Here is an 18,801-nt window from a genome sequence, read left to right on the forward strand (position 1 = left end):
AACACGCGGCAGCGGCCGCCGTGGCCGGAACACCCTCCCCTCCTGTACCTCAGGAGGACGACATGACCGATATTTCCACCCCCCGCGCCACAGCAGCCGGCAAGAAGAGCTGGCGCGTGGTCGACATTGTCCTGGCGGCGCTGATCGCGATCGCCGGCGGCGTCATCTTTTGGGCCTGGGACCAGGGCGCCAACGTGGTGTCCGTCCCGCTCACCGCCGTCTACCCGCCCCTGACCGGCCTCTACGCCGGCGGCTGGATGATCCCCGCGGTCCTCGGCATGCTGGTGGTCCGCAAGCCCGGCGCCGCGCTGTTCTGCGAAGCCGTTGCCGCCACTGGCGAGCTGATCATGGGCTCCCAGTACGGCACCACCGTGCTGATCTCCGGCATCCTGCAGGGCCTCGGCGCGGAGCTGGTCTTCGCCGCGTTCCGCTACACCAAGTTCAACCTCCCGGTCTCCCTGCTCGCCGGCGCCGGCGCGGGCCTCTTCTGCGGCCTGAACGACTGCTTCCTGCCCTGGGGCTGGAACATCGCCTTCGAGGCCGGGGACAAGGCCGCCTACATCGTCTTCTGCGCCATCTCCGGTGCCGTGATCGCCGGCGGCCTGGCCTGGATCGCCACCCGCGGCCTGGCCCGGACCGGGGTGCTGGCCTCCTTCGCCTCCCGCAAGGCGGCCACCGAACCCGTCTTCTCCTGACACCCCGCGCATGAACGCCGACGACGTCCGCCCCGCCGCGGTCACCGCCCGCGGCTGGGGCTGGCGGCACGCCGGACGGTCCCGCCCCGCCATCAGCGGACTGGACCTGGACATCAGCCCGGGCGAACGCGTCCTGCTGCTGGGTCCCTCCGGCGCCGGTAAGTCGACCCTTCTGCACGCCCTCGCCGGGGTCCTCGGCGAGGGCGGCGGCGCGGACGCGGATGCCGACGACGCCGACGAGGCCGGCAGCCTGCTGATCGACGGTGCCCCGCCCCGGGACCGGCGCGGACGCGCCGGGCTGGTGCAGCAGGACCCGGAGACCCAGGTGGTGCTCTCCCGCGTGGGCGACGACGTCGCGTTCGGGGCGGAGAACCTCGCCGTCCCGCCCGCGGAGATCTGGGCGAGGGTGGGGGAGGCGCTCGACGACGTCGGGCTCGGGTCCCTGCCCCTGGGGCACCCGACCTCGGCCCTCTCCGGCGGGCAGAAGCAGCGGCTGGCCCTGGCCGGCATCCTCGCCATGCGGCCCGGGCTGCTGCTGCTGGACGAACCCACCGCCAACCTTGACCCCGCCGGCGTGCTGGAGGTCCGCGACGCTGTGGGCCGCTGCCTGGACCGGACCGGCGCCACCCTGGTGGTGGTCGAACACCGGGTTTCCGTGTGGAAGGACCTGGTGGACCGGATCGTGGTGCTCCAGCCCGGCACCGCGGGCGAATCCGCGGTGCTGCTGGACGGGCCGCCGGACCGGGTCCTGGCCGAGGCGCGGGAGATGCTGATCGCCGCCGGAGTCTGGGTCCCGGGCCACGTGCCCGCCACCCGTGCCCGGAGCGCCGGCGTAACCGGGCAGGGTCCGGAGCCTGGCCTCCAGGCCGGCCGCCTGCTGCTGGCCGCAGAGTCCCTGGCCGTGTCCCGCGACCGTCCCCGCCGCGGCGGCCTCCGGACCCGTTTCCGGCCGGTGCCGCCCGTGCCGGTGCAGGAGGGCATCGCCGCGCAGGTCCGCGCCGGACGCGCGCTCACCATCACCGGGCCCAACGGCGCCGGGAAATCGACCTTCGCCCTGACCCTCGCCGGGCTGCTGGCCCCGGTGGCCGGGACCGTGTCCGCCACCACCGACCTCAGCGCCGGCGCGGGCATCGACCCCTACGTCTGGAAGGCACAGCAGCTGATCCCGCGGATCGGCACGGTCTTCCAGGAACCCGAACACCAGTTCGTGACCGGCCGGGTGCTGGACGAACTGACCTTCGGGCCGCGGCAGCTCGGCCGCGGCGCGGACCGGGTGGACGAACTGCTGGAGCGGCTGCGGCTGCGGCACCTGGTGGACGCCAACCCGTACACCCTCTCCGGCGGCGAGAAACGGCGCCTGTCCGTGGCCACCGTGCTGGCCGCCCACCCGCAAGTCCTGGTCCTGGACGAACCCACGTTCGGCCAGGATGCCAACACCTGGGCCGAGCTGGCCTCCTTCCTCTCCGAACTCCTGGACGCTGGCACCGCCGTCGTCTCCGTCACTCACGACGCCGAATTCAGTGACGTCCTCGGCGGCGACGAACTCAAGCTCCAGGGGGCGGCGGCATGAGGGAAGCCCTGACCCTGGAGGGAAACCGCGCCCTGCTGGCCCGCGCCAACCCGCTGGCCAAGTTCTCCGGCGTCGTCCTGATCACCGTGGCGCTGGCCCTGTCCATCGACTGGGTCTCCGCGTCCGTGGCCCTGGTCTTCGAGGTGCTGCTGTTCCCACTGGCCGGGCTCACCCCCACCCTGCTCTGGCGCCGCGGCTGGCCCTTGATCCTGGCCGCCGCCCTGGGCGGCTGGAGCACAGCCATCCTCGCCCCGGACCGGGGCCGGATCCTGGTCGACGTGGGGCTCTGGTCCATCAGCGAGGGCTCGCTGCAGCTGGGCCTGGGCTTCCTGCTGCGCGGCCTGGCGATCGCGCTGCCGGCCGTCTTGCTGATGAGCTGCACCGACCCCACTGACCTGGCCGACGCCCTCGCGCAGCAGGCCCGGCTGCCGCACCGGTTTGTGCTGGGCACGCTGGCCGCGATGCGGCTGGTGGGACTCATGGCGGAGGAATGGCAGACCATCGGGATGGCCAGGCGGGCCCGCGGCGTGGGCTCGCACGGCAGCCCGGCGCAGCGCGCCAGGGCCATGCTGGGGCAGAGCTTCGGGCTGCTGGTCCAGGCGGTTCGGCGGGCGTCGCGGCTGGCGGTGACCATGGAGGCGCGCGGCTTCGGCGGGGCCCGGCGGACCTGGGCCCGGCAGGCGCGCTTCACCGGGCTGGACGTGTGGGTAGTTCTGGGCGGAATGGTGATCGCGGGGTCGGCGGTAGCCGCCGCCGTCGCCGCCGGGACCTGGAACATGGTGTTCCTCGGGCAGCAGTGACGTTGGAGGGTTATCGCACCATCCGACTAGGGGTGTGACGTTACGCGCTTTGAAGCGCTTCCGGAGGCGGCCGGTAGCTCAGCTGTGATATTTCTTGGGTATGACGCTTCCCACTGCAGAACACCTCGGCACGGTCCTCAAGGACGCACGCGGCGAAAAGGGCTGGACCCAGGGCAAGCTTGCCGCCGAGCTCGGCACCAGCCAGAGCGCCGTCGCCCGGATGGAACAGGGCAAGCAGAACCTGAGCCTGAAGATGATCCAGCGCCTGGAATCCATCTTCGGCCGCTCCATCGTCAAGGTGGGCCGGCCCCAGATGACCCACCTGCGCGTGGAGGGCGGACACACCCTCTCCGGCGCCGTCGACGTCAACAGCAGTAAGAACGCCGGCGTCGCCCTGCTCTGCGCCAGCCTGATCAACCGCGGCACCACGGTGCTGCGCCGGCTGGCCCGGATCGAGGAGGTCAACCGGATCGTCGAGGTGCTCACCAGCATCGGCGTCGAATGCACCTGGCTGAACGCCACCGACCTGCAAATCCGCCGCCCCGCCGTCCTGGACCTCGACGGCATGGACGTCGACGCCGCCCGCCGCACCCGCAGCGTCATCATGCTGCTGGGCCCGCTGCTGGACGAGTCCGCCGAGTACCGGCTCCCCTACGCCGGCGGCTGCGACCTGGGCACCCGGACCGTGGAACCGCACATGCAGGCGCTGCGCCAGTTCGGCCTCAGCGTGGAGGCCACCTCCGGCTTCTACACCGTCCAGGCACCGCCCGCCGACGCCGAGAACCGCTCCTTCGTCCTCAGCGAGCGGGGCGACACGGTCACCGAGAACGCCATCATGGCCGCAGCCCACCGCCGCGGCACCACCATCATCCGCAACGCCAGCCCCAACTACATGGTCCAGGACCTCTGCTTCTACCTGCAGCGTCTGGGCGTGGAGATCGACGGCGTCGGGACCACCACGCTGAAGATCGTCGGCCGGCCCGCGGTGGACGTGGACATCGAATACTTCCCCTCCGAGGACCCGATCGAGGCGATGAGCCTGATCACGGCCGGCATCGTGACCAACTCCGAGGTCACCATCCGCCGCGTGCCGATCGAGTTCATGGAAATCGAACTGGCCACCCTCGAGCAGATGGGCCAGCGGCTGGAGGTCTCCGCCGAATACGTGGCGCGCAACGGACGGACCCGGCTGGTGGACGTCACCACCCGGCCCTCCGAGCTGAAGGCACCCGAGGACAAGATCCACCCCATGCCGTTCCCGGGCTTGAACATCGACAACCTGCCGTTCTTCGCCGTGATCGCCGCCAACGCGCAGGGCCAGACCATGATCCACGACTGGGTCTACGAGAACCGCGCCATCTACCTGACCGAGCTGAACCGGCTCGGCGCACAGGTGCAGCTGCTGGACCCGCATCGGATCTACGTCAACGGCCCGACTAAGTGGCGCGCCGCCGAGGTGGGCTGCCCGCCGGCCCTTCGCCCTGCCGCCTGCCTGCTGCTGGCCATGCTGGCCGCCCGGGGCGTATCCGAGCTGCGCAACATCTACGTGATCGAGCGCGGGTACGAGGATCTGGCCGAGCGGCTGAACACCATCGGCGCGAAGATCGAGTACTTCCAGGACTAAGCGGCCCCGGCGCACAATGGGTTATGCGCACCTTCGGCGTCGAAGAGGAACTGCTGATCGTGGACCCCGTCACCGGGCTTCCGCTGGCGCTCGCAGACGCCATGCTGCGCGGGCTCATCCGGGACCCGGACACGGGCGACGGCCATTCCGGCTTCAGTTTCGAGCTCAAGCTCGAACAGATCGAGACCCAGACGTTGCCCTGCCGGGAGCATGACGCCCTGCTGCGGCAGATTCGCCGGGCCCGCCGGACCGCCGACGAGGCCGCCCGGGTCCACGGCGCCCGGGTGGCGGCGCTGGCTACCTCGCCGCTGGCCGCCCCCACCCACACCACCCCCAAACTGCGCTACGCCACGATGCAGCGGCGGTTCGGCCTCACCGTCCAGGAACAGCTCACCTGCGGGCTGCACGTCCACGCCGCCATCGACTCGCCCGAGGAGGGGGTGGCGGTGCTGGACCGGATCCGGGACAAGCTGGCGGTGCTGATCGCCCTGAGCGCCAACTCCCCGTACTGGAACGGGATGGAAACCGGGTTCGAGAGCTACCGCACCCAGGCCTGGAATCGCTGGCCCGCTGCCGGTCCGGCGATGGTCTTCGGCAGCCACGCGGCCTACCGCAGGGTGGTGTCGCGGCTGCTGGAAAGCGGCGTGCTTTTCGACGAGGGGATGGTGTACTTCGACGCGCGGCTGGCCCGGAACCATCCCACCGTGGAGATCCGGGTGGCGGACGTGTGCCTGCGCGCGGAGGACGCGGCGCTGCTGGCGGTGCTGGTGCGGGCGCTGGTGGAGACCGCCTCGCGCGAGTGGTACGACGGCGTGGACCCGGCGCCGGTGCCAACAGTGCTCCTTCGGATGGCGGCCTGGCAGGCGAGCAACTGCGGGCTGTCCTCCGAGCTGCTGGACTTCGGCACCTTCCGGCCCCGCCCCGCGGCCGACGTGGTGAACGCCCTGGTGGACTACCTCGCCCCCGTCCTGGCGGACCAGGGCGAGCTCGGCCTGGCGCGCGCCGGGGTGGCCAGAATCCTGGCGGAGGGCACCGGGGCGGAGCTGCAGCGCCGCGCCGGCCTCGGCGCCGTCGTCGGCCAGGCGGTGCGGACCACGGTCGGCAGGGACTCGCCCGACGCCGGCACCGCTACCGGGCCGCTGCCGGCGCTGGCACCCGTCCGCCGGTTCTAGGCCGCGCGTTCCACGCCTCTGAGGATTACTGGATTCGCGCCAGGGCCTGGCCCAGGTCCCGGATCAGGTCCTCCGGGTCCTCCAGTCCCACGGAGAGCCGCACCACGCCGTCGCTCAACCCGATAGCCGCCCGCCCCTCCGGGCCCATGGCCCGGTGCGTGGTGGTGGCCGGGTGCGTGATCAGCGACTTCGAGTCGCCCAGGTTGTTGGAGATGTCGACGATCCGCAGCCCGTCAAGCAGCTCGAAGGCGGCGTCCTTGGCGGACCTGCCGGCCGGGGGAGCCAGTTCGAAGGTCAGCACCGTCCCGCCGGACTTCATCTGCCTGGCGGCCAGCTCGTGCTGCGGGTGGGAGGCCAGGAGCGGGTACTTCACCCAGGTCACTGCCTGCTGCTCCTCGAGCCACTCGGCCAGCCGCAGCGCCGAGGCGGAGGCGTGGTTGACCCGCAGCGACATGGTTTCCAGGCCCTTGGTCAGCACCCAGGCGTTGAAGGCGGACAGCGCCGGTCCGGTGTGGCGCATCAGCTGCCGGACCGGGCCCTCGATGAACTCCTTGCTGCCCAGGATCGCGCCGCCCAGCACCCGGCCCTGGCCGTCGATGTGCTTCGTGCCGGAGTAGACCACCACGTCCGCGCCGAAGTCCGTGCAACGCTGCAGCAGCGGGGTGGCGAAGACGTTGTCCACCACCACGGTGGCGCCGGCGGCGTGCGCCAGCCCGCTCACGGCGGCGATGTCCACGATCTCCTGCATCGGGTTCGACGGCGACTCGAAGAAGACCGCCGTCGTGGGTTCAGCCAGCGCTTCACGCCACTGGTCCATGTCCGGGCCGTCGACGAAGACGGTCTCCACGCCCCAGCGCGGCAGGATCTCGTTGAGGATCACGAAGCAGGATCCGAACAGGGACCGGGCAGCGACCACCCGGTCCCCGGCCCCGAGCAGCGCGCCGAGGGCGGTGAACACCGCGGACATGCCCGATGCCGTCGCGAAACACGCCTCGGTGCCCTCGAGCAGGCGGAGCCGCTCCTGGAAAGTGGCCACCGAAGGGTTGCCGTAGCGGGAGTAAACGAACCGCTCGTCCTCGCCGGTAAAGGCCCGCTCCGCGGCGACGGCGGATTCGTAGACGAAGCCGGAATTGAGGAAGATCGGCTCTGTGGTTTCTTGGAAGCCGGTCCGGTCCAGGCCGCCACGGACGGCCTGGGTGTCCGGGCTCCAGTCCGCGGCCTCGGGATTGAAACTCATGCGGTGCGGGTCCCGTCGGTCGGCAGGCCCACGTTCTTCCAGCCGTTGACGCGGCGGACGCCGGACTCATCCGGCTGGCCCTCGAACCCGTCCAGCACGTTGTAGACGGCGAATCCTGCCGCCGACGCAGCCCCTGCCGCCGCGACGGAGCGGGCCCCGGACCGGCAGAGGAAGAGCAGTTCGGCGTCGGCCGGAACGCGCTGCCGGAGCTCGTCGAGGAAGGCCTCGTTCGGCACGCCGCCGGCCCGGGTCCACTCGATGAAGACCGGCTCAGCGGCCGCACCGCCGGTCACCGGGACGCCGATCTGCGCCCACTCGGCGCGGGTGCGGACGTCCACCAGCACCGCGCCGGACTGCACCCGTTCCCAGGCCGCCTGCGGAGTCAGGTCCCCGGCGTAGCTCATGCTCCTGCCCGCCCGTCGAACTCCAGGACGTCGACGGCGCGGGCCACCGCGGCGTCCGCCTCCGCGACGGCGGCCGGCAGCACCAGGGCCTGCGCCACGATCACCGAGGTGCCATTGAAGGTTGCGGCCGGGCTGCCGTGCAGCACATACCCGTCGGCAAGGGCGGCCGAGATCCGCTCGCAGAAGCTGCGGTCGTCAGGGCCGGTCAGCAGCCGGTAGGCTAGCCGCTCCGCGGGGGCGGCAGCCTGTGCGGGAGGGGTGGCCGGGGTGCCGGTTCCGGGAGTGGGGACTGGGGGCGGGGTCGCGTCGGACACGACAAACTCCTTACGTTCACGCTTGCAGCTCGAATGGTCGATTGCCGAGTAGTCACCTGAGGCACCCCGCCGCAAAAGGAGGGTTGCCGACCGGCCAGTCAGGGCTTGGCACCGGTTCTCATTACTCTGCAAAAAACCTAGCACCCCGGGGCCCGCACCCGCGCGTCGACCCCGTCATGTTCGGTCACGGGAGGCTGTCCTCCGCAGCCCAACCGAGTATCGCGCCCGTCCTGATCGAGTACAAAAAGTCGATCTCGTCCGCGGTGGCCGAATGCTTTTCGGGTATTGCCTACTCGGGTTTTCCGATAGGGGCGTCACGTTTACTGAAGTGGCAGTCCAAGGTCTCAGCTGGGTCTCCACATACCGCATACGCCTTTTCAGCACCCGCTGCGCGGCCGCTTCCGGCCGTTTGCGCAGCGCCGCTGGCGCATGGGTTTTGACGTCTCCGCCGGGATACCGCGGACCGGTTCTTTGACAAGCAATCCTTCCCTCCAGAACCCGGCAGCCTCTGCCGGGCGGGTTGCAGATCCATCATTTTGTCCGGCACAGCACTGGTGGCGGCCGGCACCTCGAAGAAGAACTGGAAAGATTCATGGTCTCGATTTACGTCTTGATAATCGTCTTGCTGATTGCGCTGCTGGTCGCAGCGGCAGTGGGGAAATCCTGGTTCCACCGCCGCCTGCGCCGTCCCGAACTTCTGCGCCGGATTTCCCTCGCCACCGGCGTAGTGCTCCTGCTGGCCAACGTCGCCGCCTTTGCCCTGGACGCCTCCGAGTTCTGGCAGACCGCGGACCTGACCGCCACCCTGGGCGGACTCACCGCCCTCGCCATCGCGCTGACCGCCCTGCGCACCGGCGGAAGCCCGGCCCGTCAGCCCCGCCGGGTGCTGGCCATCGGCGCCCACCCGGATGACCTGGAGCTGGCCTGCGGCGGAACGCTCGCCAAGTTCGTCGACTCCGGCCACGAGGTGCAGGGGCTGGTGATGAGCGACGGCAAGCGCGGCGGCAACGCCCTGGAGCGTTCGCTGGACGCCCAGCGCGGCGCCACCTTCATGGGCCTGACCGGCATGATCCACCACAACTTCACGGACACCGAGCTGCACCGCCACAGCCAGGAAATGGTGGGCGCCATCGAGCACGCGATCGTGCGCTTCAACCCGGACATCATCCTCACCCACTCCAACCACGACCAGCACCAGGACCACCAGGCGGTGCACCAGGCCACCCTGCGGGCCGCCCGGCAGCATCACTCCATTCTTTGCTACGAGAGCCCCTCCGCCACCCGGGAATTCAACCCCAGCGTCTTCGTGGACATTGACGACTACGTCGACGCCAAGGTCCAGGCGGTGAAGATGCACAGCGACCAGCTCGCCAAGCCCTACATGACGCCCGAACGGGTCCGCGGCATCGCCTCCTTCCGCGGCGGCCAAGCCCGCCGCCGGGTCGCCGAAGCCTATGAACCCGTCCGCCTGCTGAGCACCGAAATGGAGAAGCTGTGAAGCCCCGCGTGCTGGTCACCGGCGTCGGCGGCCCCGCCGGCCGGGCCCTTGCCGCGCAACTGACCGAACGCGGCATCCCGGTCCTCGGCACGGACATCCGCGACCTGGCTGAGGTCTCCGGGGTCCCGGTGGTCCGGGTGCCCGAGGCCAAGGATCCCGAGCTGGTGTCCGCACTGCGCCGGCTGGTCTCCTCCGAAGGCATCAACCTCGTGATCCCCACGGTCAGCGAGGAACTGCCCCGCCTGGCCGCCTTCCGGGCCGGCTTTGGCCCGGACGTCCGCGTCATCATCGGCCCGCCCGGCGCCGTCGCGCTCGCCGACGACAAGCTCTACACCGCCTGGCAGCTGCACTCCGCCGGCGTCCCGGTTCCCGCCTTCGGGGTCCCCCGGGACTTCAGCTGCGCGGAGGAGGCCATCGAGTTCCTGGGCGGACCCGTCGTCATCAAGCCCCGGGTGTCCCGCGGCGGCCGCGGCGTGACAGTGGTCCGGAGCGGTTCCGACGTCGACTGGGCCGGACTTCCCGGCGGCCTGATCGTCCAGGAATTCATTCCCGGCACCGAGTACGGGCCCATGGTCTTCGGAACCCCGGCGCACAACACCACCCCGCCGTTCGCCGTCGTCGTGGAGAAAACCGCGCTCGCGCAGGGCGAGGTCGGCAACGCCCTCAGCACCCGCCGGGTGGAGGCCGGGGAGGCGAACGACGTCGGCAACCTGGCAATGAACGCCGTCCGTGCCCTGTCCCTCACCGGGCCGGTGGACCTCGACGTCCGGCGCCGGGCCGACGGCACCCCGGTGGTGCTGGAAATCAATGCCCGGTTCGGGGCGAACAGCCAGCGCGCGCCGGAACTGCTCGACGCCGTCCTCGCCTCGTTCTCGCTCCCGGCCTTCAACCCGGCGTCGTTCCTGCAGACGAGGGGAGCGTTCGCCCATGCCCTGGTATGAGAATCTCCTCGCCGGACTGATGCCCGGCGCCCAGCTGCTGCTGGTGGCGCTCGGCATTCCGGTGCTGGTCTTCGGCCTGCTCAAGCTGCTGGTGCTGCCGCTGGCCCTCTGGTTCCAGGTACAGGTGACCCGCCGGCGCCGCAGCGGCCAGGGGACCCTGCTGAACGAATGGCCCACCGTCTCGATCATCGTCCCGGCCTATAACGAGGCCACCGTGATCGAGAACTGCGTCCGGTCCATCCAGCTCACCACCTACGACCGCTACGACGTGGTCCTGGTGGACGACGGTTCCACGGACAACACGCTGGAACTGATGCACGAGCTGGCCGCCGGGGACCCGAGGATCACGGTCCTGACCCAGGAGAACGCCGGCAAGGGCGCCGCACTGAACCGCGGCCTGAACTATTCGACCGGCGAGGTCCTGATGTTCGTCGACGCCGACGGCATCTTCTCCCGCAGCACGGTCAAGCGGATGCTCCAGGGCTTCACGGACCGCCGCGTGGGCGCCGTCTGCGGCGACGACCGGCCGGTCAACCTCAACCGCGTCCAAACCCGGATGCTCGCGTTCATCAGCCACGTGGGCACCGGCCTGGTCCGGCGGGCACTGACGGTGATCGGCTGCCTGCCGATCGTCTCCGGCAACATCGGTGCGTTCCCGCGCTCGGTCCTGGCCGACGTCGGACCGTTCCGCGAGGACACCGTGGGGGAGGACCTGGAGCTGACCTGGCGGGTGCACCGGGCCGGGTACAACGTGGTGTTCGCGCCGAAGGCCCTGGTCTACGCAGAGTCGCCGTCCACGGTGCACGCCCTCTGGCGGCAGCGGGTCCGGTGGGCCCGGGGGCTGCTGCAGACCATGCGGGTGCACAAGGACATGATCGGGAACCTGCGGCGCGGCCGGTTCGGCGCGTACCTGCTGTTCAACACCGTGACCATGGTGGCACTCCCCGTCCTGCAGCTGGCCCTGCTGGCGGACCTGCTGCTCCTGGTGGCCGGCGGCCGGAGCCCGCTGGGCGCCGACGCGTGGGCGGTGCTGGGCTGGCTGGGGCTGGTGGTCACGGCGGTCCTGACCCTGTTCGGTCTCTCCCTCAACCGGGCGTGGCCGGACCTGCGGCACGCCTGGACCCTGCCGCTGGTCCCCTTCTACTCCGTGTTCACCGGCCTCACCATGGCGGCGGCGCTGCTGCAGGAGACCCGCGGCAAGCAGGCGCACTGGAACAAGCTGAAGCGCACCGGAGTGGTCAGCGTCCCGACGGCGGCGGCCATCACCGAGGTCAGGGTGTGAGGCTGCTGGCCGCAACGCTGGCCATGGCAATGCTTGCCCTGACGGGCTGCTCGGCGCCGGCGCCTCCCCGGGCGGAGGCACCGGCGCCGGAGCGCACCGTCGGCGTCGGCTACGAAACCGTGGTCGAGGACCCCGGCGGCCTCCCGGCCCTGGCCAGGCGGCTCGACGAGGTCAACGCCAACAGCGTCACTATCAGCGTGGGCCGCCTGGACTGGACGGCGTTCCGGTGGGACAAACACCCCGAGCTTGAAGCCGCAGGCGGCCGCGACCACGTGGCGGAGGCCATCAAGGCCCTCGGCACCGCGGGCAACGGCAGCAAACGCCGGGTCACGCTCACCATCGACCTGCTGATCCCGGGCTGGATCGCCAAGAACCAGGGCCTGGCCGGCATCAACCTCGACGGCACCCGGTCCAAGGACTTCGCCAGCGTCACCGCCCTGACCACCGGACCCGTGGGCCAGCGGCTGGTGGAGTTCGTCGACGAGGTGACCCTCCGCTACCACCCCGACGCCGTGGCGCTGACCGAGCTGATGTTCGACGACAACACCTACGGCGGGGACGACCGCGACTCCTACCTGCGCGCCACCGGCGCGAAGGACTGGCCGCGGAAGGCCGACGGCGGGATCAACACCGGGGACGCCAGCATCGGCGCCTGGCGGTCCGGGGCCCTCGCCTCCGTGGTGGCCAAGGCCGCCGCCGCCGCGCACGCCAACGGCGCCAGCCTGGACATGGACGTCCGGGCGCCGTGGCAGGACCCGGCGGGGGACCGGCCGGAAAGCGGGCATGACTATGCCCTGCTGGCCAAGGCGGCGGACCGGCTGGTGCTGTGGAACTACTTTGCGCTCAACGGCAAGGGCCCGGACTACTCGCGGCAACTGGCCGCGGCCATGGCGGCGAGGCCCGGACGGTTCGTCATCTCCACCGGGATGTGGGCACGCTCCGGGACCGTGTCAGCCGCAGACCTGGAGACCGCGCTCGCGGACTCGGTGGCCGGCGGCGCGGACGCCGTCGCGGTCACCCCCTCGAGCATGCTGGACGACGCCGCGTGGGCGGCCCTGCGCAAGGCGTGGTCATGACACCGGGCGCGGGCTGTCCCGGCGGCCGGCAATGTCGTAGGCTCGCCCACAACACGCACCTCTCCACGCTCATTCGCACCGTTGGCATCCGCACGGCAACCATCCGCACCGCTGTTATTCGCACCGCACGTATCCGCACAATCCTTTGGGGGACATCATGACCACGCACCGCCTCGCACCTTCCGCCCTGATCATCGCCGCGGGCCTGGCCATGGCCGGGTGCTCCGGCGGCGGTTCCTCCGCTGCCCCGTCCACCGGCGCCCCGGAAACGTCGGCGGCCGGATCCCAGGCAACGGCCGCAGCCTCGTCGTCGGCGCCCAGCCCCAGCCCCACCGCCAGCCCGAAGGCCTACTCCACCGCCGAACTCGGCACCATCCTGGTCGGCCTGAAAGACGGGGAAGGCCATCCTCTGACGGCGGTCCCGGCGGACCAGCTGGAGACGGGCATCGCGGCGGCCAAGCAGATGATCTCCGCGGCCGTCATCACCCCGCAGGAATGCGCCGCCTTGGTGGACACCAGCGGCCAGATCCCGGCCGGCAGCACCTACACCGGCGGCGTGGCGAAGTCCTCCTCCGGCCAGGCGATGACCACCGTGACCCTGGTGTCCGTCTCGGACCCGTCCGTGCTGTCCAAGGGGGCCGCCGCCGCGAAGGACAACGCCGGCAAGTGCGCCAACTACACCATCGAACTGCAGGGCAAGAAGATCACCGGCAAGACGGAGGTCCTTCCCGTCGAGACCGGCGGGGACGCGTCCTTCGGGTCCCTGACCACGCAGGGACTGCCGGACGGGCAGGCCACCCAGACCGCCGTCGTCACCGGGATCAAGGGTTCCCTGTCCGTCTCCGCCGTGGCCATCGGCCAGGGCGTGGGTGCTGAGTCGGCCGCCACGCTGGCGAAGATCGTCAGCGACGCCCTGGCCCAGGGCTAAGCGGGAACGCGGACGTCCTGGCAGCTACTGGACCGTGGCGAACAGTTCGTTCAGTTCGGCGGTCAACTGGCGGCGGACGTCGGCGGTGCCGATTTCCTTGCCGTCGATGTGGTTGACCGGCGCCAGCAGCCGGATGCTGGAGATCAGCCACACGGCGTCGGCGTCGTACAGGTCCTCCGGCACCAGCGGGCCGTAGCCCAGCTCCCAGCCGGCGGCCTTCGCGGCGGCGAACAGGGCGCCCTGCGAGGTGCCGGGGAGAATGCCGCTGTCCAGCTGCGGGGTGATCAGGCGGCGCACCGTTCGGGTCCCGCCGTCGCCGTCGTCGGCGGTTTCCAGGTGCGCCAGCAGCACGGTCGACGTCGGGCCCTCCAGCACCCGGCCGTCGGAGGACGTGAAGATGACGTCGTCGGCGCCCTGGTGGTGGGCGTAGCGCAGCGCGGCCATGTTCACCGCGTAGGAGAGCGTCTTCGCGCCGAGCAGCAGCCACGGCGCGCGCTCGCCCACCTCGCTGTCATAGCCGCGGTCCAGCAGGATCACGTCGATGCCGCTCTCGCGCTGCGCGCGGCCGGCCGCGGGCGGGGTGGAGGCCTGCACCCAGCAGGTCGGGACGGTGGAGCCCTCGACTCCGCGGGTGGCGATCAGCTTCACCACCACCTCGTCGTCGCCGTCCTCGGGGGCGCCCGCACGGAACTCCCGGAGCGCCGTCGCGATGGCCTTCCGCCAGGCGTCCTCCGCCGGAATTTCCAGCTCCAGCGTCCGCGCCGAACCGGCCAGCCGGGCCAGGTGCCGCGGCAGTTTGCGGGGCTGGCCGCCCACGGCCAGGAGGGATTCGAAGATGCCGTCGCCGCGGGTGGCACCCTGGTCCGTGGCCATCAGCTGCGGCTTGGAGGAATCGGCGACGCGGCCGTCCTCGAACGCGGGATCGAGGAAGACCAGCACCGTGGCGTTGGCGGGAGCGGAGGCGGACGTAGTCATGGCTTCAGCTTAGTGCGGCGCGCCGGGATAAGATTTGCAAATTGCCCGTTCCGGAACTGTTCCGCGGGTCTGGAACTTGAGGGGTTCGCCTGTGCTCTGGCCTTTACCGTTCGTGGGGTCTCTCCCGTCCTGGGCGATCCTGATCCTCACGCTGATCGACCTCGCCATCCGCGTGCTGGCGTTGGGCATCATCCCCGGCAACCGCCGCCCCACCACCGCCATGGCGTGGTTGCTGGGCATCTTCTTCGTTCCCTCCGTCGGCCTGGTGCTGTTCCTGCTGTTCGGCAACTTCCGGCTCTCCCGCCGCCGCCGTGCCCAGCAGGAGGCCGTGAACACCAGGATCCGCGCCGGCACCTCGGAACTGGCCGCCGTCGAGAGCCGCTACGACGGCCCCGAATGGGTGGCCTCCGCCGCGGAGCTAAACAAGACCCTGGGGTCGCTGCCGATGGTGGACGGCAACAGCGTGGAGCTGCTGCCGGGCTACCCGGATTCGATCAAGGCCATGGCCGCCGCGGCCCGCGAGGCCAAGAGCTTCATCAACGCCGAGTTCTACATCCTCAGCTCCGACCACGTCACCGATGAGCTGCTGACGGCACTGGAGGATGCCGCCGAACGCGGCGTCGAGGTCCGGCTGCTGTTCGACCACCTGGGCACCCTGCGGATCAAGGGCTACAGCAAGCTGATCGCACGCCTGAAGGCCAGCAAGATCCGCTGGCGGCCGATGCTGCCGCTGCAGCCCGTCCACGGCCAGTGGCGCCGACCGGACCTGCGCAACCACCGCAAGATCATGGTGATCGACGGCGAGGTCGCCTTCACCGGCTCGCAAAACCTGATCGAGCCCTCCTACAACAACCCGCGGCACCGCAAGGTGGGCCGCGAATGGGTGGAGCTGATGGCCTGCATGCGCGGCCAGATCGTCACCACCCTGAACGTCGTCTTTGCCACCGACTGGCTCAGCGAGACCGACGAGTCGCTCGAGCACCAGCTGGGCCACCGGCCCGAGTCGGTGCCCGGCCACATCACCGCGCAGGTGGTTCCCAGCGGCCCCGGGTTCATCACGGAAAACAACCTCCGCCTCTTCAACACGCTGATCTACTCCGCGCAGCACAAGCTCTCCATCTGCAGCCCCTACTTCGTCCCGGACGATTCGCTGCTGTACGCGGTGACGACGGCGGCCCAGCGCGGCGTCGACGTCGAACTCTTCGTCTCCGAAAAAGGCGACCAATTCCTGGTCCACCACGCCCAGCAGTCCTACTACCAGGCGCTGCTCGAGGCGGGAGTGCGGATCCACCTCTACAAGGCCCCGTTCGTGCTGCACGCCAAGCACTTCACCGTGGACAACGAGGTGGCCGTGCTGGGCTCGAGCAACATGGACATGCGGTCCTTCTCGCTGAACCTCGAGGTCTCCGTGATGATGCTCGGCGAGGACATCGTCAGCCGGATCCGCGAGGTCGAGGAGACGTACCGGGGCATCTCCCGCGAGCTGAAGCTCGAGGAGTGGATGCAGCGGCCTAAGCGGATCAAGTACATCGACAACGTCGCCCGCCTGACCGCAACCCTGCAGTAGCGGGGGCTTTTAGCCGGGCGATCAGGCGGGGCTCTCAGCCGCGCGGGAAGACAGAGCCCAGGGCCGAGAGCACGCCGAAAGCCTTGGTGCGGATCTCCTCGTATTCCTCGGCGGGGTCCGAGTCGGCGGTGATCGCGCCGCCGACGCCGAGGCTCAGGGTGGTGCCCTCCCCGGCGCCGTCGTGCATCACCAAGGTGCGGATGGCGACGGCGAGGTCGGTGCCGCCGTCGAGCGAGAAGTAGCCGACGGCGCCGGAGTAGACGCCGCGCGGGGCCGCCTCAAGGTGGTCCAGGATGGCCATGGTGCTGACCTTCGGGGCGCCTGTCATGGAGCCTGCCGGGAAGCACGCCGCCACCGCCTCGGCCCGGGATGCGCCGGGCCGGAGCCGGGCGTCGATGGTGCTCACCATCTGATGGACAGTGGCGTAGCTCTCCACCGCGCAGAGGCGGCTGACGGAGACCGACCCCGGGACAGCGAAGTGGCTGAGGTCGTTGCGCAGCAGATCCACGATCATGATGTTCTCGGCCCGGTCCTTGGAGGCGGCGGCCAGTTCATCCCGCAGCGCGCGGTCCGCCTCCGGGTCCGAAGACCGGCGCCGCGTGCCCTTGATCGGTTCTGCCCGCATGGCGCCGTCGGCGGTGATCCGCAGGAACCTCTCGGGAGAGGTGCTGGCGACCGCGACGTTGTCCAGGCGCAGGAAGCTGGCGAACGGGGCGGGATTCCGGCGCCGCAGCGCCAGGTAGGTCTCCCACGGGTCGACGGCGCCGGCCGGAACCTCGGCGGTGAGGGCGGTGGTGAGGCAGACCTCGTAGCTGTTGCCCTCGGCGATCTGGTGCCCCGCCTCGGCGATCTTGGCCTGGTAGCCGGCCGCGGTATCCCGGGCGGTGAACACCGGCGGTGCCGCGCTACCTCCGCCGTCCGCGCGTTCTGGCACGGGCGTGCTGTCACCCGTTGATGCCGTGCCCACCACCACGCTTGCCGCAGTGCTTATCGCGTCGCTGGCCGTGGCCAGCCACCCGGCGGCGTCGGGGTCCTCCAGAGCCAGCAGCCAGACGGCACTCTCCGCGTGATCGAGGACCACGGCCCGGCCGGCGAAAATCAGCGCGGCGTCCGGGGTGACGGCGGCCACGTCGCTGCCGCCGGTTTCCCGTTTGAGTTCGTAGCCGAGGTAGCCCAGCCAGCCCAGGGCGAAGCCGCACCCGTAGTCGTCGGGGGAGCGGAGCGGTCTGCTGTTCCACTCTGCGTCGAGCCACCGGAAGAAGCCGCCCTCGATGGTGGCAGCCGCGCCGCCAGTGCGGATCACGGTGCGGCCGGAGCGGTGCAGGGCCGATTGGCCGTGGCTGCCGCCGTCGTCGGCCAGGATGCTGAAGCGGCCCCGGCCCGCCGGGTCGCTGGTGAGGGAGGAATCGAGCCAGACGGCCCGCTCCGAGCCGCCGTAGAGAGCATCGAAGAGGAGTGCGGGGTCGGGGGCGGCGTCGATCCGCTCGGCATGGAGGGGCAGCGAGTGGCGGGCCTGCCGTTCCGGGTGCAGCAGCATGGCCAGGGCGGGAAGGTGCAGCAGCGCCTGCAACACCTGGCCGGGGGCGGCGCCGTCGGCGTGGTTGAGGACCCTAACGTCGGCCCGGGCGCGGACATCGTCTCCGGCCAGCCAGGCCTCTTCCTGCTCTGCCCACTGCTCCCAGTAGGGGGCGTAGGTGTGGCCGTCGCGCTCCAGGGCGCGGTCTTTGCGGGCGCCGTCGGGGGCGTCGGCCCAGATCACGGCGTCGAGGTACGGCGCGGCCTCAGCGGCTGCTGCACCGACACCCTCGACCAGGACGACGTCGGCCGGGCGGGTGGTGCGTCCCTCGCCGTCGTAGTGCCGCTCCCAGTCCCAGCTGGTCCAGTGCGCGGTGGCGCCGCGCCGGAGCGGTGCCAGGACGGTGGCGGCGTAGCGGTCGATCCCGGCGGCCAGGCCGTTCCAGCCGGGATAGATGTCCTCGAGGTGGAAGAGTGAGACCGTGCGGTGCTCCCGCAGCCGTGCCGCGAGTTCAATGGCGAGGGTGGTTTTGCCTGCCCCGGAGCGTCCGTCGATGGCGATGATGACGGGTGCGGGGCTCATGAAATAGAGCGTACCCGCTGCTCCGTGTCGGCTTCGTCCGGGGCCGGGAGGGACCGGAGGCCGGCGGCGGAGCGGGCCAGGGCGGCCCGGACGTGGTCGAGGAGGCCGGGCAGGGAGGCGTGGATCAGGTCCCAGGTGATGTCGAAGTCCGTATGGCCGCCGTACCAGGGGTCTTCGATGCCTTGGTCCAGGGGGTCCCTGCCGGCGACGGCGGGATCGAAGCTGCGGAGCATGCGGATTTTGGACAGGGACGCGGCGTCGGGGGCCGCCTGCCGCAGCCAGCCGTAGTGGTCGACGTCCATGGCAAGGATGAGATCCCGGGACTGGAACCATTCGTTGCGCCATTCGCGCGCGATGTGGCCCGCCGAGGGAATCTGGTGGGCGGCGAGCTTACGGGCTGCCCGCGGATCGATGGGGCGTCCCACCTCGTAGGCGGTGATGCCGGCGGAGTCGACGTCGACGCCGGTCAGCTGCTCCGCGGCCAGAGCCTCGGCCAGCATTAGCTCGGCCATGGGCGACCGGCAGATGTTTCCGGTGCACACCGTGATAATCCGGTACTGGCTCCGCGTTGAGGTCATGACTAAGCATGAGGGATGCGCGGGCCCGTTGACCAGCAAAGT

The 18,801-nt window shown here is 70.7% G+C and carries 17 protein-coding genes and 1 riboswitch; of the genes, 11 read left to right on the top strand and 6 right to left on the bottom strand.

Annotated features, from left to right (window positions below; genetic code table 11):
* Nucleotides 1-62 precede the first annotated feature (62 nt).
* The 5 genes from ABC337_RS09095 (at nucleotide 63) to ABC337_RS09115 (ending at nucleotide 5,861) form a co-directional block, all read left to right on the top strand.
* Complete coding sequence (locus ABC337_RS09095) at nucleotides 63-695, top strand: ECF transporter S component (protein ID WP_412884249.1); 633 nt, start codon at nucleotides 63-65, stop codon at nucleotides 693-695.
* Nucleotides 696-705: 10 nt separating this feature from the next.
* Complete coding sequence (locus ABC337_RS09100) at nucleotides 706-2,265, top strand: ABC transporter ATP-binding protein (protein ID WP_412884248.1); 1,560 nt, start codon at nucleotides 706-708, stop codon at nucleotides 2,263-2,265.
* Nucleotides 2,262-3,065 carry an energy-coupling factor transporter transmembrane component T family protein gene (locus ABC337_RS09105; protein ID WP_412884247.1) on the top strand — a complete coding sequence of 268 codons (804 nt, stop codon included), beginning with the start codon at nucleotides 2,262-2,264 and terminating at the stop codon, nucleotides 3,063-3,065. Before ABC337_RS09100 ends, ABC337_RS09105 begins: the two co-directional genes overlap by 4 nt.
* Nucleotides 3,066-3,165: 100 nt before the next feature.
* Nucleotides 3,166-4,689: a UDP-N-acetylglucosamine 1-carboxyvinyltransferase gene (locus tag ABC337_RS09110; RefSeq protein ID WP_412884246.1), complete on the top strand. Its 1,524-nt coding sequence runs from the start codon at nucleotides 3,166-3,168 to the stop codon at nucleotides 4,687-4,689.
* A 23-nt stretch (nucleotides 4,690-4,712) separates the two neighbouring features.
* Nucleotides 4,713-5,861, top strand: coding sequence for a glutamate--cysteine ligase 2 (locus tag ABC337_RS09115; protein ID WP_412884245.1), 1,149 nt, complete (start codon nucleotides 4,713-4,715; stop codon nucleotides 5,859-5,861).
* Nucleotides 5,862-5,886: 25 nt separating this feature from the next.
* Here ABC337_RS09115 and ABC337_RS09120 read toward each other — a convergent pair whose 3' ends face one another.
* Genes ABC337_RS09120 through ABC337_RS09130 form a run of 3 tightly spaced genes read right to left on the bottom strand, consistent with a single transcriptional unit; the run spans nucleotide 5,887 to nucleotide 7,714 of the window.
* On the bottom strand, nucleotides 5,887-7,098 hold the full coding sequence (locus ABC337_RS09120) for an O-succinylhomoserine sulfhydrylase (RefSeq protein WP_412884244.1): 1,212 nt from the start codon (nucleotides 7,096-7,098) through the stop codon (nucleotides 5,887-5,889).
* Nucleotides 7,095-7,502, bottom strand: coding sequence for a rhodanese-like domain-containing protein (locus tag ABC337_RS09125; protein WP_412884243.1), 408 nt, complete (start codon nucleotides 7,500-7,502; stop codon nucleotides 7,095-7,097). The genes ABC337_RS09120 and ABC337_RS09125 overlap by 4 nt, the downstream gene beginning before the upstream one ends.
* The gene (locus ABC337_RS09130) at nucleotides 7,499-7,714 is read right to left on the bottom strand and encodes a DUF1737 domain-containing protein (protein ID WP_412884958.1); all 216 of its coding nucleotides are present in this window, start codon (nucleotides 7,712-7,714) and stop codon (nucleotides 7,499-7,501) included. The genes ABC337_RS09125 and ABC337_RS09130 overlap by 4 nt, the downstream gene beginning before the upstream one ends.
* Before the next feature lie 115 nt (nucleotides 7,715-7,829).
* Nucleotides 7,830-7,942: riboswitch (SAM riboswitch) on the bottom strand.
* A 466-nt stretch (nucleotides 7,943-8,408) separates the two neighbouring features.
* On the opposite strand from ABC337_RS09130, the gene ABC337_RS09135 reads away from it, so the two are divergent.
* From ABC337_RS09135 to ABC337_RS09155, 5 genes are all read left to right on the top strand, one after another.
* Nucleotides 8,409-9,314 (top strand): PIG-L deacetylase family protein, encoded by a 906-nt coding sequence (locus ABC337_RS09135; protein WP_412884242.1) that lies wholly within the window; start codon nucleotides 8,409-8,411, stop codon nucleotides 9,312-9,314.
* A complete protein-coding gene (locus tag ABC337_RS09140) occupies nucleotides 9,311-10,255 on the top strand; it encodes an ATP-grasp domain-containing protein (RefSeq protein ID WP_412884241.1) in 945 nt (314 codons plus the stop codon). The genes ABC337_RS09135 and ABC337_RS09140 overlap by 4 nt, the downstream gene beginning before the upstream one ends.
* On the top strand, nucleotides 10,242-11,537 hold the full coding sequence (locus ABC337_RS09145; protein ID WP_412884240.1) for a glycosyltransferase family 2 protein: 1,296 nt from the start codon (nucleotides 10,242-10,244) through the stop codon (nucleotides 11,535-11,537). The genes ABC337_RS09140 and ABC337_RS09145 overlap by 14 nt, the downstream gene beginning before the upstream one ends.
* Nucleotides 11,534-12,613 carry an ACT domain-containing protein gene (locus ABC337_RS09150; RefSeq protein ID WP_412884239.1) on the top strand — a complete coding sequence of 360 codons (1,080 nt, stop codon included), beginning with the start codon at nucleotides 11,534-11,536 and terminating at the stop codon, nucleotides 12,611-12,613. The genes ABC337_RS09145 and ABC337_RS09150 overlap by 4 nt, the downstream gene beginning before the upstream one ends.
* 157 nt (nucleotides 12,614-12,770) lie before the next feature.
* Entirely contained in the window at nucleotides 12,771-13,541 is a 771-nt protein-coding gene (locus ABC337_RS09155; RefSeq protein ID WP_412884238.1) for a hypothetical protein, read from the top strand.
* A 24-nt stretch (nucleotides 13,542-13,565) separates the two neighbouring features.
* Here the strand turns inward: ABC337_RS09155 and ABC337_RS09160 are convergent, their stop codons facing one another.
* Nucleotides 13,566-14,516 (bottom strand): aminodeoxychorismate lyase, encoded by a 951-nt coding sequence (locus ABC337_RS09160; protein ID WP_412884237.1) that lies wholly within the window; start codon nucleotides 14,514-14,516, stop codon nucleotides 13,566-13,568.
* Between the two features lie 91 nt (nucleotides 14,517-14,607).
* Here ABC337_RS09160 and cls point away from each other — a divergent pair, with 91 nt between their 5' ends.
* A complete protein-coding gene (cls, locus tag ABC337_RS09165) occupies nucleotides 14,608-16,083 on the top strand; it encodes a cardiolipin synthase (protein ID WP_412884236.1) in 1,476 nt (491 codons plus the stop codon).
* 34 nt (nucleotides 16,084-16,117) lie between these two features.
* Here the strand turns inward: cls and pabB are convergent, their stop codons facing one another.
* Both pabB and ABC337_RS09175 read right to left on the bottom strand, forming a co-directional pair.
* Nucleotides 16,118-18,181, bottom strand: a complete 2,064-nt coding sequence (pabB, locus tag ABC337_RS09170) for an aminodeoxychorismate synthase component I (RefSeq protein WP_412884235.1) — start codon at nucleotides 18,179-18,181, stop codon at nucleotides 16,118-16,120.
* Nucleotides 18,178-18,759: a low molecular weight protein-tyrosine-phosphatase gene (locus ABC337_RS09175; RefSeq protein WP_412884234.1), complete on the bottom strand. Its 582-nt coding sequence runs from the start codon at nucleotides 18,757-18,759 to the stop codon at nucleotides 18,178-18,180. Before ABC337_RS09175 ends, pabB begins: the two co-directional genes overlap by 4 nt.
* Between the last annotated feature and the right edge of the window lie 42 nt (nucleotides 18,760-18,801).

The organism is Arthrobacter phoenicis (genome assembly GCF_047238215.1).
Lineage (GTDB): Bacteria > Actinomycetota > Actinomycetes > Actinomycetales > Micrococcaceae > Arthrobacter.

Excerpts from the sequence above, each read along its gene's own strand:
- ABC337_RS09110 (WP_412884246.1), top strand. The coding sequence starts at position 3,166 with ATGACGCTTCCCACTGCAGAACACCTCGGCACGGTCCTCAAGGACGCA.
- ABC337_RS09105 (WP_412884247.1), top strand. The coding sequence starts at position 2,262 with ATGAGGGAAGCCCTGACCCTGGAGGGAAACCGCGCCCTGCTGGCCCGC.
- ABC337_RS09125 (WP_412884243.1), bottom strand. The coding sequence starts at position 7,502 with ATGAGCTACGCCGGGGACCTGACTCCGCAGGCGGCCTGGGAACGGGTG.
- ABC337_RS09095 (WP_412884249.1), top strand. The coding sequence starts at position 63 with ATGACCGATATTTCCACCCCCCGCGCCACAGCAGCCGGCAAGAAGAGC.
- ABC337_RS09145 (WP_412884240.1), top strand. The coding sequence starts at position 10,242 with ATGCCCTGGTATGAGAATCTCCTCGCCGGACTGATGCCCGGCGCCCAG.
- pabB (WP_412884235.1), bottom strand. The coding sequence starts at position 18,181 with ATGAGCCCCGCACCCGTCATCATCGCCATCGACGGACGCTCCGGGGCA.
- ABC337_RS09175 (WP_412884234.1), bottom strand. The coding sequence starts at position 18,759 with ATGACCTCAACGCGGAGCCAGTACCGGATTATCACGGTGTGCACCGGA.
- ABC337_RS09155 (WP_412884238.1), top strand. The coding sequence starts at position 12,771 with ATGACCACGCACCGCCTCGCACCTTCCGCCCTGATCATCGCCGCGGGC.
- ABC337_RS09100 (WP_412884248.1), top strand. The coding sequence starts at position 706 with ATGAACGCCGACGACGTCCGCCCCGCCGCGGTCACCGCCCGCGGCTGG.
- ABC337_RS09135 (WP_412884242.1), top strand. The coding sequence starts at position 8,409 with ATGGTCTCGATTTACGTCTTGATAATCGTCTTGCTGATTGCGCTGCTG.
- ABC337_RS09160 (WP_412884237.1), bottom strand. The coding sequence starts at position 14,516 with ATGACTACGTCCGCCTCCGCTCCCGCCAACGCCACGGTGCTGGTCTTC.
- ABC337_RS09120 (WP_412884244.1), bottom strand. The coding sequence starts at position 7,098 with ATGAGTTTCAATCCCGAGGCCGCGGACTGGAGCCCGGACACCCAGGCC.
- ABC337_RS09115 (WP_412884245.1), top strand. The coding sequence starts at position 4,713 with ATGCGCACCTTCGGCGTCGAAGAGGAACTGCTGATCGTGGACCCCGTC.